The 25,120-nt window shown below is 65.9% G+C and carries 18 protein-coding genes, 1 tRNA gene and 2 pseudogenes; 7 read left to right on the top strand and 14 right to left on the bottom strand.

All coding sequences use genetic code 11. The features are described 5' to 3' along the window. Nucleotides 1–29 precede the first annotated feature (29 nt). The gene (locus HT578_RS04145; protein WP_213502284.1) at nt 30–2,810 is read right to left on the bottom strand and encodes a M14 family metallopeptidase; all 2,781 of its coding nucleotides are present in this window, start codon (nt 2,808–2,810) and stop codon (nt 30–32) included. 116 nt (nt 2,811–2,926) lie between these two features. Then, nucleotides 2,927–4,378: a 2OG-Fe(II) oxygenase family protein gene (locus HT578_RS04140; RefSeq protein ID WP_213502283.1), complete on the bottom strand. Its 1,452-nt coding sequence runs from the start codon at nt 4,376–4,378 to the stop codon at nt 2,927–2,929. A gap of 385 nt (nt 4,379–4,763) precedes the next feature. On the opposite strand from HT578_RS04140, the gene HT578_RS04135 reads away from it, so the two are divergent. After that, nucleotides 4,764–6,254, top strand: coding sequence for a glycosyl hydrolase family 18 protein (locus HT578_RS04135; RefSeq protein WP_213502282.1), 1,491 nt, complete (start codon nt 4,764–4,766; stop codon nt 6,252–6,254). An 83-nt stretch (nt 6,255–6,337) separates the two neighbouring features. On the opposite strand, the pseudogene istB reads toward HT578_RS04135, so the two are convergent. Then, nucleotides 6,338–7,104, bottom strand: a pseudogene (istB, locus tag HT578_RS04130) (IS21-like element ISSsp5 family helper ATPase IstB). After that, a pseudogene (gene istA, locus HT578_RS04125) lies at nt 7,101–8,575 on the bottom strand (IS21 family transposase). Before istA ends, istB begins: the two co-directional pseudogenes overlap by 4 nt. A 92-nt stretch (nt 8,576–8,667) precedes the next feature. Here istA and HT578_RS04120 point away from each other — a divergent pair. From HT578_RS04120 to HT578_RS04110, 3 genes are read left to right on the top strand one after another with little or no spacing between them, the layout of a single operon-like run. Continuing rightward, entirely contained in the window at nt 8,668–9,258 is a 591-nt protein-coding gene (locus HT578_RS04120; protein WP_213502281.1) for a hypothetical protein, read from the top strand. Then, a complete protein-coding gene (locus HT578_RS04115) occupies nt 9,258–9,617 on the top strand; it encodes a hypothetical protein (protein ID WP_213502280.1) in 360 nt (119 codons plus the stop codon). Before HT578_RS04120 ends, HT578_RS04115 begins: the two co-directional genes overlap by 1 nt. Then, nucleotides 9,617–10,003 carry an HK97-gp10 family putative phage morphogenesis protein gene (locus tag HT578_RS04110; RefSeq protein WP_213502279.1) on the top strand — a complete coding sequence of 129 codons (387 nt, stop codon included), beginning with the start codon at nt 9,617–9,619 and terminating at the stop codon, nt 10,001–10,003. The genes HT578_RS04115 and HT578_RS04110 overlap by 1 nt, the downstream gene beginning before the upstream one ends. 123 nt (nt 10,004–10,126) lie before the next feature. Here the strand turns inward: HT578_RS04110 and HT578_RS04105 are convergent. Together HT578_RS04105 and HT578_RS04100 are read right to left on the bottom strand one after the other, a co-directional pair. Beyond that, nucleotides 10,127–10,201 (bottom strand) — tRNA-Asn (locus HT578_RS04105). Between the two features lie 121 nt (nt 10,202–10,322). Next, nucleotides 10,323–11,132, bottom strand: a complete 810-nt coding sequence (locus HT578_RS04100; RefSeq protein ID WP_039392863.1) for an NAD kinase — start codon at nt 11,130–11,132, stop codon at nt 10,323–10,325. A gap of 110 nt (nt 11,133–11,242) precedes the next feature. Between HT578_RS04100 and HT578_RS04095 the strand changes: the two genes are divergently transcribed. Further along, the gene (locus HT578_RS04095) at nt 11,243–12,580 is read left to right on the top strand and encodes an EAL domain-containing protein (protein WP_213502278.1); all 1,338 of its coding nucleotides are present in this window, start codon (nt 11,243–11,245) and stop codon (nt 12,578–12,580) included. Between the two features lie 36 nt (nt 12,581–12,616). Here the strand turns inward: HT578_RS04095 and HT578_RS04090 are convergent, their stop codons facing one another. From HT578_RS04090 to HT578_RS04075, 4 genes are all read right to left on the bottom strand, one after another. Continuing rightward, nucleotides 12,617–14,173, bottom strand: coding sequence for a S10 family peptidase (locus HT578_RS04090; protein WP_213502277.1), 1,557 nt, complete (start codon nt 14,171–14,173; stop codon nt 12,617–12,619). A 110-nt stretch (nt 14,174–14,283) separates the two neighbouring features. Then, nucleotides 14,284–17,757, bottom strand: a complete 3,474-nt coding sequence (mfd, locus tag HT578_RS04085; protein WP_213502276.1) for a transcription-repair coupling factor — start codon at nt 17,755–17,757, stop codon at nt 14,284–14,286. 67 nt (nt 17,758–17,824) lie between these two features. Further along, complete coding sequence (locus tag HT578_RS04080) at nt 17,825–18,094, bottom strand: FAD assembly factor SdhE (protein WP_213502275.1); 270 nt, start codon at nt 18,092–18,094, stop codon at nt 17,825–17,827. Nucleotides 18,095–18,159: 65 nt separating this feature from the next. Then, nucleotides 18,160–18,579, bottom strand: coding sequence for a baeRF12 domain-containing protein (locus HT578_RS04075; RefSeq protein WP_213502274.1), 420 nt, complete (start codon nt 18,577–18,579; stop codon nt 18,160–18,162). A gap of 107 nt (nt 18,580–18,686) precedes the next feature. On the opposite strand from HT578_RS04075, the gene recG reads away from it, so the two are divergent. After that, nucleotides 18,687–20,744 carry an ATP-dependent DNA helicase RecG gene (recG, locus tag HT578_RS04070; RefSeq protein WP_213502273.1) on the top strand — a complete coding sequence of 686 codons (2,058 nt, stop codon included), beginning with the start codon at nt 18,687–18,689 and terminating at the stop codon, nt 20,742–20,744. 11 nt (nt 20,745–20,755) lie between these two features. Here the strand turns inward: recG and HT578_RS04065 are convergent, their stop codons facing one another. The 3 genes from HT578_RS04065 to HT578_RS04055 are packed head-to-tail and all read right to left on the bottom strand — an operon-like array spanning nt 20,756 to nt 22,364. Next, nucleotides 20,756–21,325 (bottom strand): hypothetical protein, encoded by a 570-nt coding sequence (locus HT578_RS04065; RefSeq protein WP_213502272.1) that lies wholly within the window; start codon nt 21,323–21,325, stop codon nt 20,756–20,758. After that, nucleotides 21,322–21,597, bottom strand: a complete 276-nt coding sequence (locus tag HT578_RS04060; RefSeq protein WP_039392870.1) for a hypothetical protein — start codon at nt 21,595–21,597, stop codon at nt 21,322–21,324. Before HT578_RS04060 ends, HT578_RS04065 begins: the two co-directional genes overlap by 4 nt. Continuing rightward, nucleotides 21,594–22,364, bottom strand: coding sequence for an N-acetylmuramoyl-L-alanine amidase (locus HT578_RS04055; protein ID WP_213502271.1), 771 nt, complete (start codon nt 22,362–22,364; stop codon nt 21,594–21,596). Before HT578_RS04055 ends, HT578_RS04060 begins: the two co-directional genes overlap by 4 nt. A 334-nt stretch (nt 22,365–22,698) precedes the next feature. On the opposite strand from HT578_RS04055, the gene HT578_RS04050 reads away from it, so the two are divergent. Further along, the gene (locus HT578_RS04050; RefSeq protein WP_213502270.1) at nt 22,699–24,237 is read left to right on the top strand and encodes a tetratricopeptide repeat protein; all 1,539 of its coding nucleotides are present in this window, start codon (nt 22,699–22,701) and stop codon (nt 24,235–24,237) included. 76 nt (nt 24,238–24,313) lie between these two features. Here the strand turns inward: HT578_RS04050 and HT578_RS04045 are convergent, their stop codons facing one another. Continuing rightward, nucleotides 24,314–25,027: a cistern family PEP-CTERM protein gene (locus HT578_RS04045; protein ID WP_213502269.1), complete on the bottom strand. Its 714-nt coding sequence runs from the start codon at nt 25,025–25,027 to the stop codon at nt 24,314–24,316. Nucleotides 25,028–25,120 lie beyond the last annotated feature (93 nt).

Raw genomic sequence — 25,120 nt, 5'->3', positions numbered from 1 at the left:
CCCGGCACGCTGTGTGTCTGAGTGTTTGGTTACTTCTTGCTGGAGGGGCCGTAGAGGATGCCATTGAACAGGAACTTGAAGGTCGGGTAGGGCTGAGCGCGCTGCGTGACTTCGGGGCCCATCACGAAGAGCTTGCCCTTGCCCAGGTCCACATCGGCAATCGCGGTCGTGCCCTGGAGCTTCTCCTGGCCCATCGCCCAGCCGCTCTTGAGCGGGGTCGGGCTTTCGTACCAGGAGACCTTGCGGGCCTTCGTGCCCCTTCCCGTGAAGGTGAAGGACTGGCTGCGGTCGAAGAACATGTCGACCGTTGGCGTGATGCCGTAGGCGAGCGGCTGCGAGGGATCGACGCGCGCTTCGACAAGGGCACCGGGGATGAAGAACTCGCTGGTGGTCAGGCCCTTGAGTTCGCCGTCTTCCTCCTTGGCAAGGGCGGGGACGAGCGGGGCCTTGAGCATCGTGGCCAGACGGGCGGCGTTGCCGATGGCGATGATCGTGCCGCCGTCCTGGGCGAACTCGGCCAGCGCGGGCGCGGTCTTCTCTTCGCTGACGAGCCCCAGCTGCGAGCGGTATTCGGCCGGGATCGTCTCGGGATCCGGCATCGAGGAGGGGCGTCCGCTCCAGGGACCGTCCTTCACCGGCGGCACGGTGCCGTTGGCAAAGACGAGGACGTCGAACTTGTCGGCAAGGTTGCCCTGGTCGAGCTCGCTGGGGAAGACGACCTCGAAGGGAAACTCGTACTGCTCGAAGAGCCAGCGCGTCCAGCCCGAGGGCATGACGCCGCCGTACTGGTCGACGAGCCCGACGCGCACGGGGGCGATGGCCATGGCCTCCTGCGAAGGCGCGGCGCCTTGCGCATAGGCGTTGATGCCCAGGTCCTTGACCGAGGCCTCGACGATGCGCCGGGCCTCACCCGAAGACGGGATCCAGACGGCACCGGGGGCAAATTCCACGTTTCCGGCGCGCGTCGCGCTCTTGATCCAGGAGACCGGCAGGCCTGCCTTCAGCAGACGGTTGGTGAGGATGAAGCTGTTGTTGGTCTCGTGGCGCACCAGCCAGCCCGCATCGCCCGATCCCACGACCTGGCCGGCGGGCACGTCGAGAAGGCCGGTGATGGGCGACGCTGCCGGATCGATGGTCTCGAACACGCGGTCATAGCCCACGCCCATCTGGTCGGAGAGCGTATAGCCGGTGATGTCGTAGGGCATCTTGGGCGGACCGCCGGGGTATTCGACGTCGTGCGGGTGATCCTGCGGCTCGAACATGTCGAGGACGTGGGGGCGATAGGCCTGCGAGGTCTTCACGATCCACGAGCCCGCCGGATAGCTGGTGCCCGCAGCCGAGAACGGGGCATCGGCTTCCAGCACTTCAACGCCGTTCTTGAGAAGTGCGTTGAGGAAGGCGACCGTGGTCGGCAGGTCACGCTGGCTGCGCGAGATGACATAGGCGCGCGGGTCGCGCTTCTCGTTTGCCTGGAGGACTTCGCCGTAGAGCGCCGGGTCGACGCGGTTGGCACGGAAGTAGCTGTTTTCGTCCTTGGGGGCCGGGCGGTCCTTGCCCGCTTCCTGAAGCTCCTCGATATCGGTGGGCGTCGTCGTCCAGCTGTCGGTCAGGCCCTCCTCGATGGAATTCTTGCCCATGCGGTAGTAGTTGAACAGCAGCCGGTCGCGGTTGCGCGAGGCATAGTCCAGCACCGCGCGGTCAAGGCTCCACTGGTATTCCAGGCTGTCGGCCAGATGCCATTCGCGCGGGGCGATGGGCATGGGCTTGTCGTTGTCGGGCAGCTGCACTTCGGGGACGAGCGGGATATTCATGGGCGTCGGCCCGCCGATGATCTCGGTGAGAAGCCCGATCGAGTTGTGGAAGTAGGAGACCGAGCGCTCCATGCCGTTGTGCCAGGTGGAGTACGATGCGGAACTGCGCATGCCCGAGCCCGGCTTGTTCTCCGCAATGAGGCGGCTGTGCATGGTCGAGCCCACTTCCTGCAGCTCGGTCATCAGCAGGGGATCGTAGTTGTAGTTGAAGGGATCGCGGAAGGGCGGCACGAACACCACCATGCCCTCGGGCCCGGTCTGGTGCTGGTTGAAGATGATCTGGGGGAACCACTCGCGGAACAGCACGCGGTTGACGTTCTCGGTCTCGGGCATCTGCGCCATGAAGCTGTCGCGGTTGTTATCGTGCCCGACGTACTTCTGGTAGAGGCGCGGGATCGTGCGGAATTCGCGCTTCTCCGGGTCCTCGTTGCGCATGTACCAGTCGGCGACAAGCTGGAGGCCGTCCGGGTTGTCATGGCCAAAGAGGATGATGACATCGTCGAGAATGCGCTTCGTCTCGGCGTCGTTCTTCGTCAGCATGCGGTAGAGGACGTGGATTTGCGACTGGGTGGTCACGGTCTCGGTCGCGTGCATGCCGGCATCGATCCAGACCACGGCCTTGCCTTCCTCGGCCAGCGCCTGTGCCTGTGCATCGTCGAGGCCCTTGGCCCTTGCGAGGCGGGCGTTGATGTCCTTGTAGTGATCGAGCTTGGCAAGGTTCTCGGGCGAGGAGACGATCGCCACCCACATCGTGCGGCCTTCCGCACTCTTGCCGATGTCGACCAGCTTCATGCGGTCCGACTGGCTGGCCAGCGTCTTGAGGTAAGCCTCGTACTGGTCGTAGTTGGCGAGGAAGTAGTCGCTGCCCGGTTCCTGCGGGAAGCTTTCGGCCGGCGTCGCGATGCCCATCGTGTTGGGCTGTGAGATCTGGGCCAGGCCCGGTGAGGTCAGCAGGAGCGCCATCGCCGTGAAGCTCGCCGCCCTAAGCCCAATTCGCATATCCGTATCTCCTCTTCGCGCATCGTGTGCCTTGCGTCGTAGGGTAGGACGCAGGTCCGGCGCGAACCCTCAGGCAAAAAACCGAAAAAGGGGAAACTTTTTTCGCAAGCGCGAATTCAGGCGCGGTTTTCCGGCACGATATCGAAGGCAACGGTGAGACGGTCGGCCTCGCCGTCGAAGGGCTCGGTGCCGTGCCACAGGTAGCTGGGGAAGAGCACGAGGTGCCCGGGTTTCGGGCGTATGTGCGCGAGCGGTGCCAAGGCTGGCGAGGTCGCGCAGCCCGGCCGCCCGAAGGCGAGCCAGCCCTGCTGGCCGGTGTCGGTCGCGGGTGGCGTCTCCACATGAAAGGCGCTTGAGAGCCAGCCCTCGGGATGGACGTGATCGACGTGGTGCCCCTCGCCCGCGCGCAGCAGGACCGACCAGGCTCCCGTCAGGCGCCAGCCCGGACGATCGGCGTTGGCAGGTTCGGGAATGCGCGCGCGGGTCGGGTCGGAGCCCGGGCCAAGCTCGGCAATGTAGCGGGCGATTGTCTCGCGCACGCTGGCAAAGAAGCCTGCGAGGACCGGATCGGGGCTGCGGGCGAGGTCTTCCTGGGTCTGACTGCCCCCACGCAGCGATTGGCCGGGCGGGTGCATGCTCCAGCCGTGCCGCGCGCGCAATGCGTCGCCAAGTGCGCTCAGCCAGGCGTCGCGCGAAGGCCAGCCCGGTGGGGTGGGCACCTCCATCTGTCGCACCAGTCCATTATCGCAATAGGGCGCACTGCCTTGCGAATCCCCGAGCAGGCGCTGGGCGGTGAGAAGCAGGGCGCGTACGCCCTGATCCTGGGGATGGTGGGCCAGGATGCGCGCGGCAAGGTCGCGCCCCTCTTCGGCGCGGCCAAGGCCCAGCAGCGCTTCGACGGCGGACTTGGCGGCCATCTGCGAGGACGGCGCCAGGCGCAGGGCCTGGACGGCATGGGCCAGATGCGCCTCGCAGGCATCGGCGGCCGCTGCGGCTTGCGCGGCGGCAAGGTGCAGGGCCGGGTCCTTGGCGTGGGACGAGAGGCGCCGCTCCAGCCGTGCCAGCGCGGCTTGCGCTTCGCCCGCGGCAATGTCGAGCCGGGCGCGCAGGATCGTCAGCGCGGACGTTGCCGGGGCCTGACGGGCAAGGGCGGCGTCGAGGTGCGCGGCGGCATGACCAAGATCGCCGGTGCGCATCCAGCGCAGCTGGGCGAGGTCCTGGTGGGCGTCGAGATAGTCGGGGCGCAGTTCCAGCGCGCGGCGAAAGGCATCCTCGGCCTCGTCGAGCTGGAGGAGGCCCTGGAGAGCGCGGGCCAGCACGAGCTGCGTTTCCGGTGCGGTGGAGCCTTTCGTCAACGCTCGGCGGGCCGCGTCGGCAGATTCGGCAAAGCGGGACAGGTCGCCCAGCGTCGAGGCCAGATTGTGTTCGGCAATGGCGCTGGAGGGGCGGGCCGCCACATCGCGCAGGTGTGCATCCAGAGCCTCGTCGAGACGCCCCTGCGCTTTCAAGTCGCGCGCCTCGCGCGCCGGATCGGATTCTGCTGCGGCGCGGGTCGGGACGGTGCTCATGAGGCCAGAGGTAACGGCCGCACCGGAGGCTTGTCCAGTGCGGCCGAAAGGGAGAGATCATCGCGTGGAAGGACAAGAGAACAAGGTGTTTGCGGTAAGCCCGCCTTGGGCGAAACTGCGAAGCGCCGTGCAAAAGGAAATGGCTGCCGGAATAGATTTCGAGGTCGCTCCGCGCTCTGGGCCTCGAAGGCTCGCTCCCTTGAGCTCCTGTCAGCCCATCATGCTTAATCGAACCTTCCGCCCGCACGACGTCTTTTGCCAAGACCCGGCCTAAGCTGGTCGCAGGCTCTCTGCCCTTAAGAGCGCGCCTCGATCCGGCAATGGGCAGGGCAGGCGTATGCATCGACAAGTGTTTCACGATCCTTCCGGCAAGCGTGGCCGCCGCATGCGCTGGCTCGTCGCCGGAGTGGGGCTGGTCTTGCTGTCCGGTCTGGCGATGCTTGCATGGGCTGTCGTGTCCATTGAAGCGCGTTCGGCCCCGCAATTGCGGTCTGCAGGCGGGGAGGGCGCGGTCAAGGCCGTCGCCATGCCGTTGGAGGAGCGTGCGCCTTCGCAGGAGGACTGGCTGCCCGCAGCTATGGGGGCCGCGGACCCGCTCGTTCACGCCGAAACACTTGGTTTCTACATGCCCTGGGACGAGGCAAGCCGCCAGTCGCTCAAGGCGAATCTGGACCAGCTCACCTGGGTCGCAGCGGGCATGGTTTCGGTGCGTGGGGTTCAGCACGACTGGATCGAGGCCGAGGACGCGGCTCTGGCCGCCACACTCGCGCGTAATCCCCGAAGCCAGCTCCTGATCATGATCCAGAACGACAGCGAAGAGGGCTGGGATGGTGCGAACATGGCGCGCCTCCTCGCCCATCCGGAGAAGCGCGCGGCCCTGCTCGACAGGATTGGCAAGGTGATCGCCCGGCACAATGCCGAGGGCGTGTTCTTCGACCTGGAGAACCTGCCGGTCTCCGCACATGCCGATTACCTGCAATTGCTGAAGGAAGCACGCGCCCGTCTCGCTCCGGCGCGAGGCGCGCGCGCGGCAACGGTCATGGTGGCGGCCCCGGTGGCCGACGACGCCTGGGATCTTGGTGCCTATGGCGCTGCGGCGGACCGCGTCGTGCTGATGGCCTATGACGAGCACTGGCAGTCCGGCTCGCCCGGAGCGATCGCCTCGCAGGCCTGGTTCGCAGGGGTGGTGGAGAGCGCGGTGGCGCGCACGGGCGCGGATCGGGCCATCGTGGCCATCGGCAGCTATGCGTACGACTGGGCGGAAGGGCAGCCTCTTGCCGATTCGATTACGGTCACGCAGGCTTGGAGCCGGGCGGATGCGGCCGGCACGCGTCCGCAATTCGATCCGGCAAGTGGCAATTCGGGATTTGCCTATGTCCGATCCGGCGTGCGCCATGAGGTGTGGATGCTGGATGCCGTGAGCGCGTGGAACCAGCTGCGTGCCGTTGAAGAGGTGCGTCCTGCTGGCGTCGCCTTGTGGCGTCTTGGCAGTGAGGATCCGGGCTTCTGGAGCGCCTTGAAAGCCGCGCGAACCGGAGTGCGTCCTCCCGAGGACGCCTTGAGCACGCTGCCGTTCGGGCAGGGCATCGAACTGCGCGGCAGCGGCGAAATACTGCGGATCGAGACACGTGCCGCAGACGGTCGGCGCACGCTCGATATCAAGAAGGATGGTCTCATCCATGGTGCGCGTTACGAGGCGCTGCCCCACGGCGATGTCGTGCAGCGTCGGGGCAACGCGGCAAAGCAGGTCGCCTTGACGTTCGATGATGGGCCGGACCCGCTGTGGACACCGCGCGTGCTTGACGTTCTGGCGTCCCATGGCGTGCCGGCAACGTTTGTCAACGGCGGAGCAAAAGTCGGCCATGGGGCGGCGTAAAACCAGGCCATCGTGTTACACGCCGGGGGGAGTGGCGTGAGGGCGTAGCCCGAGGGCCACTCCCCCCGGCATTGGCTTGCTTTTCAGGGTCTGATTTTGGCCTTGCGGGCCCGGCTGTGAGCGAGGCGATAGCTTTCGCCGTTCATCTCGAGGATGCTGACGTGATGGGTCAGGCGATCGAGGAGCGCGCCTGTGAGACGCTCGGATCCGAAGGTTTCGGTCCATTCGTCGAAGGGCAGGTTGCTGGTGATCAAGGTGGAGCCGCGTTCGTAACGCTGGGAGATCAGCTCGAACAGCAGTTCGGCGCCGGTCTTGGAGAGCGGTACGAAGCCCAGTTCGTCGATGATGAGCAGTTTGTATCCGACCATCTGCTTCTGGAAGCGCAGGAGACGCCGCTCGTCGCGCGCCTCCATCATTTCGCTGACCAGCGCCGCCGCAGTGGTGAAGCCCACCGACAGCCCTTTCTGGCATGCTGCCAGTCCGAGCCCCAACGCTACGTGCGTCTTTCCGGTGCCCGATGGCCCCAGAGCGATGGCGTTCTCACGCCGCTCGATCCACTCGCAGCGCGCCATCTCGAGCACCTGCATCTTGTTGAGCCTGGGGATGACGGTGAAGTCGAAGCTGTCGAGGCTTTTGACGGCGGGGAAGCGCGCGGCCTTGATGCGCCGCTCGACCATACGACGCTCCCTGTCGATCATCTCCATCTCGACAAGGCGGGCGAGGAAGCGGATATGATCGACGCCTTCAGCGGCACATTGCCGGGCGAGCTTGTGGTGCTCTCGCAGGCACGTAGGCAGCTTGAGTGCCTTGAGATTGTGAGCGAGAAGAAGCTCCGGGTCTGATCGCTCATGCGGCCTCCTGCTGGTCGGAGAGCAGGCTCAGATAGGCTCTGGCAAAGGTCTTCTCGACCGTTGTGCGTGGCGGATAGACGTCCGTGTCCAGCCCGGGCGGTACGCGTTCGACCCGGCACAGGGCGAGGTGCTTGACGGCATCGAAGCCGATGGCGCCAAGATCAATGGCCTGTTCCACCGCCGCCCGAGATCGGCGAGGGTGAACGTTTCCAACAGGCGCAGCACCTGTACATATTCACGCCTGCCATGCTTGTGCATGCGGCCTTCCATCAACCGCTGCAGTGTCGTGAACGCTTGGCAAATCCCAGCCCTGCAAAGGCGCGGCTCGTCGAATGCGTTGATCTTCTGCTCGATCAGCGGGAGATAGTGGAGCGGGTCGAAGATAACCTCCTCGGGCATAACAACGAGGATGACGGGCGATGACTTCGCTGCGGCAGCCGACCACCACCTCATCGACATAGGCCCTGATCCAGACCTCCTGATGGCCCCGTGCCACCGGAACCGAATAATCGTTGGTCCTAGCGCACCGGGATTGCGAGGAGACCCGCCCGCTCGTCTGATCGCAGGCCTCGAAGGGTGTAGCGGGCAGAGGCTGCATGGCTGCCAGATCGCGTTGCAAGCGCTCACCGATCGTCTCGCTCTGTCCGCGCACCTTGTCCCGCTGGCGCTTGCGGCATTGCTCCTCCAGCCATAGGTTGAAGGCCTCCCGTGTCGGGAACTTCGGGATCGGCACCATGAAATTGCGGCGGCAGTAACCAACCAGCCCTTCCACATTGCCTTCTCGTTCCCCTTGCCCGGGCGGGCATAGCGGTCGCGGATCACGTAATGCGACAGGAAAGCGCTGAACAGCGTGGCACGCTTACGCGTGCCGTCTGGCAGGATCTTCGCCACAAGGCAGCGATCGTTGTCATAGACGATCGAGCGCGGCACCGCGCCGAAGAACGCGAAGGCATGAACGTGTCCGTCCACCCGTGCCTCCGCCACCGCCGCCGGATAGGCCCGCACATAGCAGGCATCACTGTGCGGCAGATCGAGTGCGAAGAAGTAGGCCTTCTGCACCCCGCCGATCTCCACCAGCGCTTCCCCGAAATCGGCCTGCGCATCCCCCGCCGGGTGGGCCAGCGGCACGAACATCTCCCGGCTGCGTTGCTCACGCTCGCGGATGTAATCCTTGATGATCGTATAGCCGCCGGTGAAACCATGCTCGGCGCGCAAGCGGTCGAATACCCGCTTCGCCGTATGGCGCTGTTTGCGCGGGACGCAGCGGTCCCCTTCAAGCCATCCATCAATGATCGCCACAAACCCGTCCAGCTTCGGACGCTGCGGGACAGATTGACGCCGGTAACCCGGTGGCGATGAAAACGACAGCATCTTGCGCACCGTGTCGCGCGACACATTGAAACGCTTCGCCGCCGCCCGCTGGCTCATGCCATCCGCGCAAGCCAAACGGACCTGAAGATAAAGTTCCACGCTGTAGATCCCCACACCTCCCTGACTTGGCAGAAAGGCTTCAAGGTGGACGACTTTTACGCCGCCCGCAGCAGGACTATCCCGCCGCTAGCGTGGTCGAATATTGCTCCGCCGTTCTCACCCTGTCCGAGATTTACGAGAATGCCCCGCTGGGCAGTCAAGTGGTGCCGTTCCCGGAAAGCCCCGACGTGGACCTGGACAAGCTGGGCCATAGCTTCCGTGGCAGGCGTGGCCGGGTGATGCTCCGCGAATCGGTTAACGTCACGGCAGCGGGTGGACCAGCCCCGGCGCAGGACTGGCGCGCCCAAGGCGTCACGCCCGATATTCAGCCGTCGCAGGCCGTGCAGTCGCTTTCCGAGGCGCGCAGCTCGATCTTCGCGGCATTCGGCGTTCTGCCTGCCATGTTCGCGAGCAACGCGCAGGGACCGCTTGTGCGAGAGGCGCAGCGCCACCTTGCGCAGTGGATTTTGCAGCCGATCGCCAACGTGATGGCCGAGGAGGCCAGCGCCAAGCTCGCCAGCACGGTCCTAATCGACGTGGTGCGTCCCGCTCAGGCATTCGATGCCGGTGGCCGTGCTCGCGCATTCGGCGCTATGGTGCAGGCCCTCACGCAGGCCAAGGAATCGGGCCTCGACCCTCAAGCGGTGGAAGATGCGCTCTCGTTCATCGATTGGGCTGATTGATGGGATTGCTCGGCGGCGACCTTGCATTGGTTCTTCACACTGCGTTCTCCGGCTTGTTCCTCGACGGCACCCTTCATGGTGGAACGGGCGATCCGATCTATGGACCTGGGGGAACGATAATCGGGTATGAAGGCGGCGATACGCCTGTGAAGGTCCAGACAGACAGCGCCAGCGACCAGATGCGCGCTGGGGCCGGATTCTCCGAGGGCGACGTGAGGCTACTGGTTCTCGCCAAGGGCGTCCCTTCCATCACGTCGGATCATCAAATTACCGATGGAAATGGCGATCTTTACAGTATTCAGAGCGCGGAGCAGGATGCAGCCCGATCCCATTACGTTATTCGAGGGAGGTTACTTTAATGGCGAAATTTAAAGGGGCAGATGCGCACCTCAAACGGCTGAAACAGATGCGGGAGCAGGCGCGTAAGCAGGCGGGCGAAATGGTTGAAGATCTTGCGAAGCAGCACGCGGAGGAGGCGAAGGCATCTATCGTGAAACGCGAAACGCCATCGCGGCCCGGCAAGCCCCCGCGCGAAGTCACCGGCGAACTCAAAGATTCGATTCGCGCGGAGAAAACTGGACCCACCAGCGCCCGTTCGATAGCCGACGCTCCTCATGCCCTCTCTCTCGAATTTGGCACCGAGGAAATGAAAGGGCGCCCGTTCATGCGACCCGCTGCGAACACGGTCCGCAAGGATATTCGAGAGAAGGGGAAAGCCGCTGTGAAGCGCACGCAGACAGACTGATAGGCGCAAGGCATCAATCTCAAAGCGTAACAATCAACATCATTATGGATGGTGGGTGTTTTAGTAGTTTCATTCCGCAAGCGACCAAAAACGGCAATGTTTTCAGTGGCTTGCGGAAGGAAATGGCTCCCCGAGTAGGATTCGAACCTACGACAACTCGATTAACAGTCGAGGGCTCTACCGCTGAGCTATCGGGGAGCAGCCAGTCAGTGTTTCCACCGCCGCGGCAGGACTGGCCCTATACGCAGGGTGTTTTGGGTTGGCAACCCTGATCTTGGCAAAAATTTGATTTTTTTTGAGGGGCTCGCAGAAAACCGCCTCAGACTTGGAATTGTTCGGCGAAGATGCGTTCCTCGAGGGTGAACCCGGGATCGAAGAGCAGGGTCATTTCCCTTTCGGTCGAGGTGCTTATCCGAACGGTGCGGACGTCGCGCACTTCCTTCTGGTCGGCGACGGCCGCGACCGGGCGCTTGCCTGGCTCGCGGATGCGGAACTCCACTTCGGCGCTCTCGGGCAGGATCGCGCCCTTCCAGCGGCGCGGGCGGAAGGGGCTGATCGGGGTGAGGGCGAGCATGCGGCATCCCAGCGGCAGGATCGGCCCGTTGGCGGAGAGGTTGTAGGCGGTCGAACCGACCGGCGTCGCCACGAGAATGCCATCGCCCGCCATCTCGCCCATCCGCACGCGTCCGTTGATACGGATCTCCAACTTGGCGGTCTGGCGCGTCTCGCGCAGGAGCGAGACCTCGTTGATCGCGTAGTAGCTGAATTCCTCGCCCGACTGGGTGGTGGCGTGCATGCGCAGCGGGCTGACCGGAATGCGCCGCGCAGCGTGGATCCGTTCGAGGACGGTCGCATCGCCATGGAGGCTGTTCATGAGGAAGCCCACGGTTCCCAGGTTGATGCCGTAGCAGGGCTTGGAAATTCCCTTGTCGAGCATCTCGTGCAGCACATGCAGCATGAAGCCATCGCCGCCTACGACCACCAGGATTTCGGCCTCCTCGGGCTCCACCCAAGGATGGGCCTCGCGCAGCTCCTCCGCGCGGGTCTGAGCCTGTGCGCTGTCAGAGAGGATGAGGGCGAGCCGCAAGGGCGGGCTAACCGCTTCATCCGAAGGGGAAATCTGACTCATGGAAACTCCGCAGCAATGTGTTCCCGAACGGGACAGCTGTTCCCGGCCCGGGCCATGGGGCTGGTAAATTTTGAACGGTTTGGCAAGGCCTTTGCCATAAAGGAGAAAAGATGACGTCGTCGCACCCTGGCCAGGCCGAACGCCTTGCGCTGAGACTGGAAGATCGCCTGAGCGGCCTTCCCGGCGTGGAGCTCGTCCATGAACGCATGGCCGCATGGCAGGCCGAGGCGCAGGAAAACCTGGCCCCGGTGCACGTCCACGCGATGCTCATCAGCCTGCGCCGCCTTGATGCGATTAACATGGCCTATGGTGCGGCTGCCGGCGACGGCGCGCTCGAGGAAATTGCCGCCCGGGTCAGCCATTACGCTTCGGAAGAGCTCGACGCGCCCTGGGTGCTGACCCGTGCAGGCGGCGGCAATTTCCTGCTGGTCGCCAACATCTCGTGCAGTCGTGAGCGCTGGCAGCTCCTGGCCGACCAGCTTTCGCACCTGCTTTCGCGCCCCATCGCCGTACCATCGGGGGTGATCCGCCTCTCGCCGCGGTTCGCCCTGATCCGGACGCTGGCCGAGGAAGTGGTCGAATCGATGCTCGAGCGGCTCGGCGTTGCGCTCCAGGCGGTCAACGAGCAGCAGGGCGCGCGTCTGGTCTGGGCCGATGGCGAGGCAATCCCGCCCGGCATCTCGACCGCGCAGCTCGAAGCCGACCTTCTGGGCGCGATTGACCGTGATGAGATCGAGGTCCTCTTCCAGCCGCAGTTCAGCCTGGAGGACGACCACTTGACCGGAGCCGAGGCGCTGGCGCGCTGGGACCATCCCGAATTGGGGCGGATCGGGGCAGGGGCGCTGTTCAATCTGGCTGAGCGGACAGATCATGTCGGCCCGCTGTCGCAGCATATTGCGCGCAAGGCGCTGTGGGCCGCGCGCAACTGGCCCGAGAACCTGCGGCTTTCGATCAATGTGACGCCCGAGGACCTCGCCTTCGAGAGCTATACCTCCCAGATGCTCGATCTCGTGGGAGAGAGCGGCTTTCCGCTGCGCCAGCTGACGCTCGAGATTACCGAGCAGTCGCTGATCGCCGATGTGACGGCGGCCGCGCAGATCATGGCGGAATTCTCGGCGCAGGGTATCCGCATCGCGCTCGACGACTTCGGCGCGGGCTTCTGCAATTTCCGGTACCTGAAGGTGCTGCCGATCCACTACATCAAGCTCGACCGGGCGATGATCGAGGGAATTACCACCGACCCGCGCGACGTCGCGATCCTGCGCGCGATCGTGGCGATGGCCACGGCGCTCGATCTGGAGGTGATTGCCGAGGGGATCGAGCGGGCCGACCAGCGAGACGCCGTCGCGCGCGAGCATTGCGGATACTATCAGGGTTTCCTGCGCGCCCAGCCGATGAGCGTGGCCCTGTTCGAGAAGCTGGCGCGGACCGAGATGGAGAGGGCCTGAGCCTGATCCCGGTCCGCGCGCGCCTGTGGCCTGCGCTTACCTGCCTTGTGCGTAGAAGGCCTCGAGATCGAGGCGCATCTGGTGCAGCGCTTCGGGGTTCAGATAGATCATGTGTCCGGCCTCATAGTACTTGAACTGGAGGTTCCCGCGCAGCTTGGGTTCCAGCATCATGTGCTTGAGGTCCCGCTCGGTCGAGTGGAACGGCGTTGCCATGTCGTAGTAGCCGTTCAGCGATAGCACGCGCATGTACGGGTTGGTACGCATGGCGCGGCTGAGGTCCTGCGTCACGTCGACCTGGTTCTGGAAGCTCGAATAGCCGTAGCCCGGCGCCTTGTGGGACCAGTCCCAGTCAAAGTTGCCGGCTTCGCGCGCGCTGCGCCGGTACGTGAGGTCGGTGTCATACCCGAAGGTCGTGTGCAGCTGGTCCATGAAGCTGGAGATATAGAGCCCGGTGATCCCCGTGCTGGAGGGATCGTACTCGGGCCCTTCGCCCGCCGCATCCGCATCCGTGCCGGTGTAGCGCGAATCGAAGCGGCCCAGCGTCTCGCGCTCGGTGCGCAGCAGTTCCTTGCGGAAGCGGCTGAGATCGACGCGCAGGTTTGCGTCCTTCAGAAAGTCGACCGAGAGGCCGGTGTAGCGGCTCATCTGGCGCGCGACGGCATCTTCCTCCTCGGGCGTGATGTCCGAGCCCTTGCCCAGCGCGGTGGCGTAGGGGCCATTGGCGAACTGTCGGGCTTCCTCGACGAACTGGGCGAGCGAGGCGGGGCGGTCGGCGACGCGGTTGTGGTACCAGGCGGTCGCTGCGTAGCTCGGCAGATAGCCGATGTGGATGTTGTCGAAGCCCGACTGGCGCACGCCGTAGTTCATGATCGAGGAAAGCAGGACCACGCCGTTGAGCGCCATACCGCGCCCTTCCATTTCCTCGGCCAGCGCGCCCGAGCGGGTCGTGCCGTAACTTTCGCCGAAGATGTACTTGGGATCGCCCCAGCGCCCGTTCTTGGAGATGTAGCGCTGGATCGCGTCGGCAAAGGCGCCCACGTCCTGGTCCACGCCGTAGAACGAGGCCGGGTCGGTATCGCCCAGCGCGCGCGAGTAGCCCGAGCCCGGAGCATCGAGGAAGACCATGTCGGTCGAGCCGATCAGGCTGTCGGGATTGGGGCCGACATCATAGGGGGCAGGGGCCACCGCTATGGGGTCGCTCGTGCGCACGTGGGTCGGCGCGAAGCTGCCCATGCGCAGCCACAGGCTCGCCGAGCCGGGGCCACCGTTGTAGAAGAAGGTGACCGGGCGGTTCTTCCCCGGCGCGGTGTAGGCGGTGTAGAAGATGCTCTGGGTCGGCTTGCCCTTGGCATCGCGGATGGTGAGCGTGCCCGCCGTCGCGGTGTAGGCGATGGAGCGGCCATCGACGTTGACCGAGCCCTTGGCGGTCTTGCTGATTTCTTCCACCGGAGCGCTGGCCCAGCCAGCCGCCACTTCCTCGGCCACGGCCTTGTCGTGTTCGCGCGCGGCATCCGGTCCTTCGCCCTTCTGCGCCAGCGCGGGATGCGCGAGCACGAGGAGGGAGGCGGCGGCGAGCGACGTAAATCGTTTCATGGGTGTCCCTGTCTGTCTTTCGAGTGTGACCTCGCGGCCCAGACTGGTCGCCCGCCGGTTTCAAGGCAAGGATATATTGTATATCGTTTCTGAAACTTTCTGTCGCAGCCTCACTTGGCCTTGCGCGCCACCCCGGCCAGGCCCTTGGTCAGCTGGAACAGGCCGTTGAGGCGCGACTTGGGATCGCTCCAGGCGCGCTGGAGCACCAGCTTGTGGTCCGGGCGAAGCTTGATCGCGCCCTTGAGCCGCTCGGCATAGGCGATGAGGCCGGTGGGGTTGGGGAAGCTGTCGTTGTGGAAGCTGACCAGCGTACCGCGCGGGCCCACGTCGATCTTGGCGATGTGGGCGGCAATCGCCTGGCGCTTGATCTGGATGAGCTGGATGAGGTTGGCGGTCGGATCGGGAAGGGGCCCGAAGCGGTCGATCATCTCGGCCGAGAGCGATTCCACCTCCTCCTGGTTTTCCGCATCGTTGAGGCGTCGATAGAGCGCCATGCGCACGGCCAGATCGGGGACGTAATCGTCCGGGATCATGATCGGGGCATCGACGGTGATCTGGGGGGAGAGGCCCGTGGTGTCCTTCTCCAGCCCCACGCCACCCGCGCGTGCGGCCATGATCGCGTCCTCCAGCATCGACTGGTAGAGCTCGAAGCCGACCTCGCGGATGTGGCCGGACTGTTCATCGCCCAGGAGGTTGCCCGCGCCGCGAATGTCGAGGTCGTGGCTGGCGAGCTGGAAGCCTGCGCCCAGGCTGTCGAGATCGCCCAGCACCTTGAGGCGCTTTTCCGAGACTTCGGTGAGCGCCTGGTTGGCGGGCGTCGTCAGGTACGCATAGGCGCGCAGCTTGGAGCGGCCCACACGTCCGCGCAGCTGGTAAAGCTGGGCAAGGCCGAAGCGGTCGGCGCGGTGGATGATGATGGTGTTGGCGCGGGGAATGTCGATGCCGCTTTCAACGATGGTGGTCGAAAGCAGGACTTCGTACTTGCCGTCGTAGAAGGCGCTCATGCGCTCTTCCACTTCGCTGGCCGACATCTGGCCGTGGGCGGCGATGACCTTGACCTCGGGCACGTACTTGGCCAGCCACTGCTCGACCTCGGGCATGTCCGAGATGCGCGGCACGACGATGAAGCTCTGGCCGCCGCGGTGGTGTTCGCGCAGCAGCGCCTCGCGCATCACCATGTCGTCCCATTCCATCACGTAGGTGCGCACCGCAAGGCGGTCGACCGGCGGGGTCTGGATGGTGGAAAGCTCGCGCAGGCCCGACATCGCCATCTGCAGCGTGCGCGGGATCGGCGTGGCGGTGAGGGTCAGGACGTGGACGTCGGCGCGCAGCTGCTTGAGCTTCTCCTTGTGGGTCACACCGAAGCGCTGTTCCTCGTCGACGATGACAAGGCCCAGGTTCTTGAACTCGACGGTCTTGGAGAGGATCGCGTGGGTGCCGCACACGACATCGACATTGCCGCTCGCCAGCCCCTCGCGGGTGGTGCGCGCTTCCTTCTCGGGGACGAGACGCGAGAGGCGCCCCACGTTGAGGGGGAAGCCGTTGAAGCGCTCGGCAAAGCCGGAATAGTGCTGGCGCGCAAGGAGGGTCGTGGGTGCGACCACCGCGACCTGCTGGCCGGCCATGGCCGCAACGAAGGCGGCGCGAAGGGCCACTTCGGTCTTGCCGAAGCCGACATCGCCGCAGACGAGGCGGTCCATCGGCTTGCCGCTGCCCAGGTCCTCGAGGACGTCGGCGATGGCGTGCTCCTGGTCGTCGGTTTCCTGCCAGGGAAAGCGGTCGACGAACTGGTTGAAGCTCGATTCGTCGGGGAGCAGCGCGGGGGCCTTGCGCAGCGCACGCTCGGCGGCGGTCTTCATCAGCTCGCCCGCGATCTCGCGGATGCGCTCCTTGAGGCGGGCGCGGCGCTTTTGCCAGGCCTCGCCGCCCAACTTGTCGAGCTGGACGCCCTCGGATTCGCTGCCGTAGCGCGAGAGGACGTCGAGGTTCTCGACCGGGATATAGAGCTTGTCGCCGCCATGGTAGGTCAGCATCACGCAGTCGTGCGGGCTCTGGCCGACCGGGATCGACTGGAGCCCCTCGTAGCGGCCGATGCCGTGGTCCATGTGGACGATGAGATCGCCGGGCGTCAGCGCGGCGAGCTCGGCCATGAAGGCGTCGGCGTCCTTCTTGCGCTTCTTGCGCCGGACGAGGCGGTCACCCAGGATATCCTGCTCGGTGACGACTTCGAGCGCCTCGTTGGCAAAGCCGGTCTCGAGCGGGAGAACCAGCGCCGCGGCGCGGCCCTGGACCGCCATGCCCAGCGCCTCCTGCCAGGTTTCGGCAAGGCGCGGCTCAGTGCCTGAAGCCTCGCCCAGGATCGAGACGAGGCGCGCGCGGCTGCCCGTCGAATAGGCGGCGAGGATGGGTTTGCGGCCCTGCTTGCCGAGCGCGGCAAAGTGTTTGGCGGCGGCCTCGTAGGCGTTGTCGCCGCGCGCGCGTTCGGGCGCGAAATCGCGGGCGTTGGAGAAGCCGAAGTCGAGGACCCTGGCGCTCTCGGGCTGCGCGAAGGGATCGGCCTTGTGCGCGGGCTGGGCCTCTGTCAGTCCCGCCAGTTCTTCGGGCGCCAGATAGAGCGCATCGGTGGCCAGCGGACGGTAGGATCCCGCTTTCTGTCCAGAGGTTTCCTTGCGGTTCCTGAAGTAGTCCGCAATGTCGCCAAAGCGCTCTTCGGCCGCGCCTGCGACGGTGCTGTCGAGGACCATCACGTCCTCGGGCGCGAGGTGGTCGAAGAGGGTGACGAGGCGATCCTCGAAAAGCGGGAGCCAGTGCTCCATGCCCGCCAGGCGGCGCCCGTCGCTGACCGCCTGGTAGAGCGGGTCGGCGGTGGCATTCGCGCCGAACAGCTCGCGATAGCGGGTGCGGAAGCGCTTGACGCTGGCCTCGTCGATCAGCGCCTCGCTCGCGGGCACGAGGAGGTGCTCCTTGACCGTGCCGGTCGAGCGCTGGGTGTTGGTGTCGAAGAGGCGCAGTGTTTCCAGCTCATCGCCGAAGAAGTCGAGACGAAGCCCGGCATCGAGGCCCGAGGGCACGATGTCGAAGATCGAGCCGCGCACCGCGAATTCGCCCGCGTCGATGGCGGTGTCGGTGCGCTGGTAGCCCTGGCGGCGCAGGAGCGCGATCAGGCTTTCGTGGCCGATCTCGAGGCCCGGCTTCAGAAGCTTTACCGATTCGCGGATGCGGAACGGGGTAAGCACGCGCTGGGTCAGCGCGTTGGTCGTGGTGACAAGAAGCTGCGGCCCGGTGCGCTTGGCCTGGAGCTGGTGCAGTGCGGCGAGGCGCCGGGCGCTGACCGATAGCGCGGGGCTCGCACGGTCGTAGGGCAGGCAGTCCCACGAGGGAAACTCGATCACCTGCAATTCGGGCGCAAAGAAGCGCGCGGCCTCGGCCAGCGCGCTCATGCTCGCCTCGTTGTCGGCGACGAAGACCGCGCGGCCCTTGGCGGCGCGCGCGAGGTCGGCCATCACCAGCGGCTGGCTGCCGCGCGTGACGGAAGCCAGCGTGAGAGGCGAAGTGGCGGAAAGAATGCGGGAAAAGTCGGTCATGGCTTCTGCGTGTGGCGAACGGCCGTCGCCACGCTCAGGCCAGGAATACGGGTGGGAGCGGGAAAACTCAGTACGGAATTTCGACGTAGTCGAGCTTCATCATGCGGTCCATCAGCGGGCCCTGGAACTTTTCGGGGACCGGCTCGGTCTTGAGCGCCCAGGCCATGATCTCGACGTCCTCTTCCTCGATCAGGGTCTCGAACCAGTCCATGTCGGCCTCGGACCAGGTTTCGTGGAAACGGTCGAAGAAGCAGCCGATCATGTAGTCGGCCTCGCGCGTGCCACGGTGCCAGGCACGAAAGCGAAGTCGGGCGAGACGGGACGAGGTATCAGTCATGACCCGCGCCGTTACAATGCGGCGCGGGCCGGGGCAAGGTTTTCAGTGGTGCGAATGGTGCACCTTCAGGCCCGCAGTGCGGCGACGATCTCGGGGCCGGAACGTCCCGTGAGGGTCTTGGGCACTTCCTCCAGGATCGTGGCTTCCAGCGTCTTGTGGTAGTGGCGGCGCATCTCGCCCAGCGATTTCGGGTCCGCGATGACTACCAGCTTGTCCATGTGGTTTTCCATGGCCTGCTTGTTGAGCCAGTGCGTCACCGCCGCGACATGGGCGGCCTCATCAAGACGCGAGGTGCGGTCCTTGGGGTTGGCGGGATAGCGCGAGCCCGCGTCGTGGTCCTTCATCCCGGCGCTGTAGTTGGTGGGCGCAAGATCGGGCACGTCGACCGCGGTCAGCTCGGGCGAGGCTTCCTTCCCTGCGTTGCGGTAGAGTTCGAAGTTCTCCCCGTCGACCAGCGCAAACATCGTTCCATGGGGCAAGAGCATGCTCTCTCTCCTTTTTTCGTTGCCGTTTGCTCCCATCAACGGGGAAAGTTGTCGGTATGTTCCACGGGCTCTGGTGAAATGCCCGAGAGGCGCGCTAAGAGGCGGCCATGCGGCCCGAAGCGCTCAACTGCCTGTTTGTCGATTCCGAGTCCCTCGACGGGGTCGGCCCCCGAATCCGCCGTCCGCTGGAAAAGCTGGGCCTGACGCGGATCAAGGATCTTGCCTACCATCTGCCCGATCGTTTCGTGGAGCGGCGCATGGTGACCCGCCTCGATGAGGCGGGGATCGGTGAGAACGTGATCGTGCGCCTGACCGTGCGCGAACATCGCGCCTCCACGGGACGCGGGCCCTACCGCATCGTCACCGAGGACGATGCAGGTGATATCTGCACGATCGCCTACTTCGGGCGCGCGTCCTACACCGGCAAGAAGCAGCTCCCGGTGGGCGAGACTCGCTGGGTGGCAGGGCGCATCGACGAGTACGGCCAGACCCGTCAGATGGTGCACCCCGAACACGTCTCGGAAAGCGATACCGCGCCCATCGGCCAGCAGCGCGAGGCCGTCTACGGTCTCTCCGAAGGCATGACACAGGGGCGCATGGGCTCGCTTGTGAAACAGGCGTTGGAGCACCTTCCCGAACTGCCCGAATGGATCGAGAGCAGCCAGATGGCCAAGAGCGACTGGCCCGCCTGGCACGAGGCCCTGCGCGAGGCGCATCGTGGCCCCAACGAGCCCGCGCGCGATCGCCTCGCCTACGATGAACTCTTCGCCAACGCGCTGGCGCTCATGCTGGTGCGCGCAAGCAACCGTTCACAGCGCGGCACGCCGCTGCAGGGCGACGGGCGCCTGCGGGCAAAACTCAGCCTGCCCTTCGCGTTGACTGGGGCGCAGGCCCGTTCGATCCGCGAGATCGAGGGGGATCTGGCCCAGACCGCGCCGATGCTGCGTCTGCTGCAGGGCGATGTCGGCGCGGGCAAGACGGTGGTTGCGCTCTCGGCGCTGCTGATCGCGGTGGAGGCCGGAGCGCAAGGCGCGATGCTCGCCCCGACCGAGATCCTCGCGCGCCAGCACTACACTACGCTGCGCAAGATGCTGGAAGGAACAGGCGTCGAGATTGCGCTCCTGACCGGGCGCGACAAGGGCAAGGCGCGTGAGGCGATCCTGATGGGCCTGCTCGACGGGTCGATCCAGATCGTGGTGGGCACCCACGCGATCTTCCAGGACGCGGTCGCCTACCACAATCTGGCCCTCGTCGTGATCGACGAGCAGCACCGCTTCGGCGTCGGCCAGCGCCTGATGCTGGCGCGCAAGGGGCGGCGCACGCCGCACACGCTGGCGATGACGGCGACCCCGATCCCGCGCACGCTGACACTGGCGCAGTACGGCGAAATGGAAGTCTCGCGGCTCGACGAACTGCCGCCCGGACGCCAGGCCATCGACACGCGCGTCGTCTCGACCGATCGGATGGACGACGTGGTCGGCGCGCTTTCGCGTCACATCCAGTCCGGCCAGCAGGCCTACTGGGTCTGCCCGATGGTGACCGAGAGCGAGACCGACGACATTGCCGCTGCCGAGGCGCGCTACGAAGCGCTCAAGGAACGCTTCGGCAACCGCGTCGTCATGGTGCACGGCCAGCTCAAGGGCGAGGAAAAGGATGCCGGGATGGAGCGCTTTTCCTCGGGCGAGGCGAGCCTTCTGGTTGCAACGACCGTGATCGAGGTCGGCGTCGATGTGCCCAACGCCACGCTCATGGTGATCGAACAGGCCGAGCGTTTCGGCCTGGCCCAGCTGCACCAGCTGCGCGGGCGTGTCGGACGTGGCTCGGAGAAATCGACCTGTCTTCTGCTGCGCGGAAAGGCGCTCAGCCAGACCGGCCGCCAGCGCCTCGCGCTGATGCGCGAGACGCAGGACGGCTTTCGTCTGGCCGAGGAAGACCTGCAGCTGCGCGGGGGCGGCGAGCTTCTCGGCACGCGCCAGTCGGGCGACACGCCCTTTCGCCTTGCCAGCCTCGAGCAGATCACCAAGCTGCTTCCGCTTGCCCACGATGATGCGCGCCTGTTGATGGAGCGCGATGGTGGCCTGGAAGGCGCGCGGGGCGAGGCGGCGCGCATTCTTCTCTATCTTTTCGAGCGCGACTACGGCGTGCAACTCCTGCGTGGGGGCTGAGCGCCCTGGGTTCAGGGTGTTTCAGGGGGGAAGGCGAGCCCTTCCTCGACAAGCCGCTGGCCCCAGGCGTGGACGCGCAGAAGCCGCTCGGTGTTCGCGCTCAGGGTGTCGAAGTCGGCGCGGGAGAGAGTGACGGCAGGGCTACCGGGTCCGTCAGCGCGCGGGGCAGGGTGATCCGAGCCGGGGGCAGCGGCGTGGCCGGCCGGACGGCCAGCGGGGCCTGAACATGCGACGCGCATGCCGCCGTCATCGGCAAAACGGCCAGCGCGAGCGCGCCACAGATCGGCTTCGTGAAGGGCATCATCGGCTTCCTTTGCAAGACGGGAATGGGTGCGCTCGGTGGCAAGACGTTCTTCCTGCGCCCGCCTGGCAGCCTCTTTCTGCGCGGTCTGGTAGTTCGCCTTGGTCGCGGCGTGGCTGGTAGCTTCACTGCGGGCGCGTTCGCGCCAATGGCGCGCGCGGCCGTGCTGCAGCCAGGCGAAGGCGGCAAGGGCGAGCGCCAGCGCCGGCCACGGGTATGTGCGAAGCAGGCGCCAGGGCCAAGCGAAGGCGCGGAGCAGGCCGAGGGGGAGCGGGATCATCGCGCGGTCTCCTTCTCGATGGCGCGCGAGCGGGCGACCTGGCGGTCTTTCAGGGCCGCGACGCCGCCTGCGGTGCCGATCAGAAGGACAAGGCCGCCGGGAAAGGCCGTGCAGTAGGTGGCAAGGTCGAAGGGGCGGCCGCGTCCGATCGTTTCGAACAGCAGAAGGCCGTGGGCCCCCAGAGCATAGAGGAGCACGCCGAAGGTGCCGAGCACGCGGGTCGTCTCGAACTCGCCGCTCGCTGCGCGCAGGATCGCCGAGAGGCCGCTCATGCCACGTGCTCCGCAAAGACCCATTGGCCCGGCGCAATGGCGATCCAGTCGCGGTGGCGCTCGGTGACCTCGACGGGCGTGCCCCGCGGCAGCGCCCGCAGGACCGGGTGGTCAAGGCCGGGCCCGCTGCGCACCCTGAGCGAGGAGGCCGTGACCCGAGCGCGCAGGGATGCGCCCAGCACCTGCGTACGGAACGCGGGCATGTCGAACGCGGGGCCGGGGTCGAGCTTGCGGCCCGGCGCGATGTCGTCATGCCCGACGATCTCGTGGATCGGGTAGGTTTCGGCGAGGGCCCGGGTAACGGCGATGGCGGCCGTGATCTGGGCTTCGGGATAGACCTCCCATCCGCGGACCGGACCGCCATGGCGGTGGGCGGCCTCGACGGCGGGAATGGTCGTGCCACTCGCATCGCACCACCCCTGAGGCGACCAGATGAGGGGGCCGCGGTTGGCAAGCTCGATGCCGATGGCGTGGCTGTTGAGGTCGGACAGACCCTGCCAGGCCGAGCGCCCGGCATGCCAGGCGCGCCTTTCCAGGTTGACGCACTGGATGATCGCCCCGTCACGGCCGATCACGAGGTGGGCCGAGGCGCCTGCAGCCGGGTTGGCAAGCCAGCTTGCCGAGGACGCCGCACTGCCACCGGCTGTGTAGTGCATCACGATGAGGCGCGGGGGGCTGCGGAATGCGCCCGAATGGTTGGGGCTGGGAACCTGCGTGACGGCGGCGTCCTGGGAGTGGAGCACGCCCTTGCGGATCGAGAATGGCATGAGCCTCCTGTGCGCCCTGCGGGCGCGTGCGGGATGGGAGGGTGCGGACAGCATCGGCATGGCGCGGTGGCGCGAGGTGCGCCGCAGGCCAGACGTGTGTCCGGGATCATCGCTTTGGGGAGATGGCGCGCTGCCTTGGCAGGGGCACCGTTACGCAGGATTACATCGTGCGTGTGGGTGTAGGAAAGTTGTTTTTGCGAAGGCTGCGGCGCGGCGCGGAGTGTCAGCGTGGGACATGAGGCCCGTTTTGCTTGCTCAAATCCGTAAAAATCCGGAAGAACACACCATGAGAGCGGAGCGCCGTCGGGCGAGTCTGCGCCTGTGGAGGGGCTCAATGAAACGCGTATTGCCGTTGGCGCTGGTACCGGCTCTTGCCTTGGCTCTGGCCCTGAATCTGGCAGGGTGCGGTCTCGATCCCGCCGAGCAGATGGAGCGCGCGCGCGCCTCCTATGCCGCGCACGACTTCACCCGCGCCCGGCTCGATCTGGTCAGTCTGCTCCAGGAGGAGCCGCAGAACGAGGCGGCCCGCAAGCTTCTCGCCCGCACGCTTCTGGCCATGGGGGATGGGGAGGGCGCGCGTCAGGCGCTCGAACGGATCGCGCCCGGCCAGCGCAGCGCCGATCACGCCGTGCTGCTTGGCGAGGCGGCTCTCCTGCGCGCACGGCCCGATGAGGCGCTGGCCCTGGTGGACGGGGCCCGCGGCAGTGGGGCGCAGTGGGTGCGGGGCATGGCCCATCTGCTCAAGGGCGATCCCGCAAGGGCGCGCAGTGCCTTTGCCCTGGGGCTGGAGGAGGGGCCTGAGAATGCGCGCCTCCTTGCCGATTTTGCGCGGCTCGAATTGAAGGAAGGGCACGTTCGTAAAGCGCGTGGCCTTGTCGACCGGGCGCTCAAGGTCGATCCTTCCGCCCGCGAGGCGTTGCTTGCCGATGGCCAGGTGGCCACGGCACAGGGGGATCTGCTGCGCGCGCTCGAGGCCTATTCCGCCGCGCTCGAAGCCTATCCCGGAAACCTGGCCGCGCTGACCGGAAAGGCTGCGATCCTGGGCGATCTTGGCCGGACCAAGGAGATGGAAACCGTGCTGGCAGCGGTCCCGGAAGGTACAGGCGCGAGCCCGGAGCTTGTCTATCTGCGCGCCCGGCTGGCTGGAGCACAAGGCGATTGGGCGAAGGTGCGCGGGATCTTGCAGTCCAGTTCCGAACTCGTGCGCTCGCGCGACGAGGCGGCAATTCTCTATGCCCGCGCACTGGTGGAGCTCGGACAGGACGAGCAGGCGCGCGCAGCCTTGCAGCCCGTGCTGACCCGGGCGCCATCCAACGTCGCGGCGCGGCGCGAACTTGCCCGCATCCAGATCGCGCAGAAGGACTTTACCGCCGCGCTGGCAACCTTGGAGCCGCTGGTGGCCAAATCGACGGCATCGGGCAGCGACCGGCGCCTGTATGCTGCGGCGGCGAAAGGGGCCGGGCGGAGCGATGCGGCGCAGGCCGCGCAGAGGGCGCGCGCACCCTCGCCGCAGGCTCTTGCAGCCCAGCTGGCCGAGGCCGACACCGCGATGAAGGCGGGCAACTGGGCCAACGCGAGCGCGCTCTACAAGGGCCTGCTCGCCGTCACCGATGGTACCAATCCGCTTGTTCTCAACAATCTGGCGCTGGCGGAAAGCCGTCTTGGGCGTGAGCAGGAGGGGCTCGCCTTTGCGCTGCGTGCACTGGAGTCTGCACCGGAAAATGCCTCGGTGATGGATACGGCGGGGTGGCTTCTGGTGGAGACCGACACCGATCACGCGCGCGGTTTGCGCTTGCTCGAAGCGGCCGCGAAGAAGGCCCCCGGCAACACCACGATTGCGGGACATCTGGCGGCCGCCCGCAAGGGAACCTGATTACGCGACATGTGCCGGATACGAAAAGAGGGCCCGTCTTGCGACGAGCCCTCCTTGTCTGGTCCGGATCTGACCTTCAGGCCATGGCGTAGGCCGGACGCAGGCTGCCGCGGGCGACGACCGCACGTCGGCGGTTGATGGCGAGGCCGATGAGGGCAACGCCAAAGAGCGCCAGCATGCCCGGTTCGGGAACGTCCGAGCCGCCGCTCGTCGAGGAGACGGTGCCCGCGCCGCTCGCCGAGGTGACGCCCGATACGCCGGTGATCGACTGGTAGCGAACGTAGAAGTCGCTGAGCGAGAGTGTATCGGTGGGGCTCGCGAACGAGAGGGTCAGCGTTCCGTCACCGCTGCCGCCGAGTTCGATGCCGCCGCCGCCGCCGCCCGCGCAGCTGCCCGTCGAGGCATCCTTGAAGCAGACGTCGACCGTGCCGATGCCGTTCGGGTAGGTCGAATTCAGCGTTGTGTAGCTGAAGGCGCCCGTGCTCGAGGCTGCGGAGATCGTGGGGTCGGTGTTGAAGGCAAAACCGGAGATGCGCGATCCGGTGACTGGCGCCGAGGTGGTGTTCGAAACATTATAGGCGAACATGTAGTCGTTGCCCGAAATGCCCGTCAGCGTCAGTCGGATCCTAGCGGTTAGGCCATCGATTGTCGAGCCATCGGAAAACCCGTCGTACATGAGCGTGTATTCCGAGCCGACATCGGCATCCGAGAGGGTTATCTCGTCGGCAAGGGCAGGTTGCACCGCCAATCCCGTTACGAGCGCGGCAAGGCCGCATATGCTCTTCTTCATGACTTTCCCCTTTCTCCCGTTCTTCCGCAGAAGAACCGAAAGAGAAGAGGCAAAGATCGTGCCATCTACGGATTTGTTGCGTTAATTAGTTAA

The organism is Novosphingobium decolorationis, from assembly GCF_018417475.1.
Classification (GTDB): domain Bacteria; phylum Pseudomonadota; class Alphaproteobacteria; order Sphingomonadales; family Sphingomonadaceae; genus Novosphingobium; species Novosphingobium decolorationis.
Note: the sequence above shows the minus strand (reverse complement) of the source record. Positions and strands in the feature narration are given on the sequence as shown.

Excerpts from the sequence above, each read along its gene's own strand:
- recG (WP_213502273.1), top strand. The coding sequence starts at position 18,687 with ATGCGGCCCGAAGCGCTCAACTGCCTGTTTGTCGATTCCGAGTCCCTC.
- HT578_RS04145 (WP_213502284.1), bottom strand. The coding sequence starts at position 2,810 with ATGCGAATTGGGCTTAGGGCGGCGAGCTTCACGGCGATGGCGCTCCTG.
- HT578_RS04090 (WP_213502277.1), bottom strand. The coding sequence starts at position 14,173 with ATGAAACGATTTACGTCGCTCGCCGCCGCCTCCCTCCTCGTGCTCGCG.
- HT578_RS04050 (WP_213502270.1), top strand. The coding sequence starts at position 22,699 with ATGAAACGCGTATTGCCGTTGGCGCTGGTACCGGCTCTTGCCTTGGCT.
- HT578_RS04140 (WP_213502283.1), bottom strand. The coding sequence starts at position 4,378 with ATGAGCACCGTCCCGACCCGCGCCGCAGCAGAATCCGATCCGGCGCGC.
- HT578_RS04075 (WP_213502274.1), bottom strand. The coding sequence starts at position 18,579 with ATGCTCTTGCCCCATGGAACGATGTTTGCGCTGGTCGACGGGGAGAAC.
- HT578_RS04100 (WP_039392863.1), bottom strand. The coding sequence starts at position 11,132 with ATGAGTCAGATTTCCCCTTCGGATGAAGCGGTTAGCCCGCCCTTGCGG.
- HT578_RS04045 (WP_213502269.1), bottom strand. The coding sequence starts at position 25,027 with ATGAAGAAGAGCATATGCGGCCTTGCCGCGCTCGTAACGGGATTGGCG.
- mfd (WP_213502276.1), bottom strand. The coding sequence starts at position 17,757 with ATGACCGACTTTTCCCGCATTCTTTCCGCCACTTCGCCTCTCACGCTG.
- HT578_RS04115 (WP_213502280.1), top strand. The coding sequence starts at position 9,258 with ATGGGATTGCTCGGCGGCGACCTTGCATTGGTTCTTCACACTGCGTTC.
- HT578_RS04065 (WP_213502272.1), bottom strand. The coding sequence starts at position 21,325 with ATGATCCCGCTCCCCCTCGGCCTGCTCCGCGCCTTCGCTTGGCCCTGG.
- HT578_RS04060 (WP_039392870.1), bottom strand. The coding sequence starts at position 21,597 with ATGAGCGGCCTCTCGGCGATCCTGCGCGCAGCGAGCGGCGAGTTCGAG.
- HT578_RS04110 (WP_213502279.1), top strand. The coding sequence starts at position 9,617 with ATGGCGAAATTTAAAGGGGCAGATGCGCACCTCAAACGGCTGAAACAG.
- HT578_RS04055 (WP_213502271.1), bottom strand. The coding sequence starts at position 22,364 with ATGCCATTCTCGATCCGCAAGGGCGTGCTCCACTCCCAGGACGCCGCC.
- HT578_RS04080 (WP_213502275.1), bottom strand. The coding sequence starts at position 18,094 with ATGACTGATACCTCGTCCCGTCTCGCCCGACTTCGCTTTCGTGCCTGG.
- HT578_RS04135 (WP_213502282.1), top strand. The coding sequence starts at position 4,764 with ATGCGCTGGCTCGTCGCCGGAGTGGGGCTGGTCTTGCTGTCCGGTCTG.
- HT578_RS04095 (WP_213502278.1), top strand. The coding sequence starts at position 11,243 with ATGACGTCGTCGCACCCTGGCCAGGCCGAACGCCTTGCGCTGAGACTG.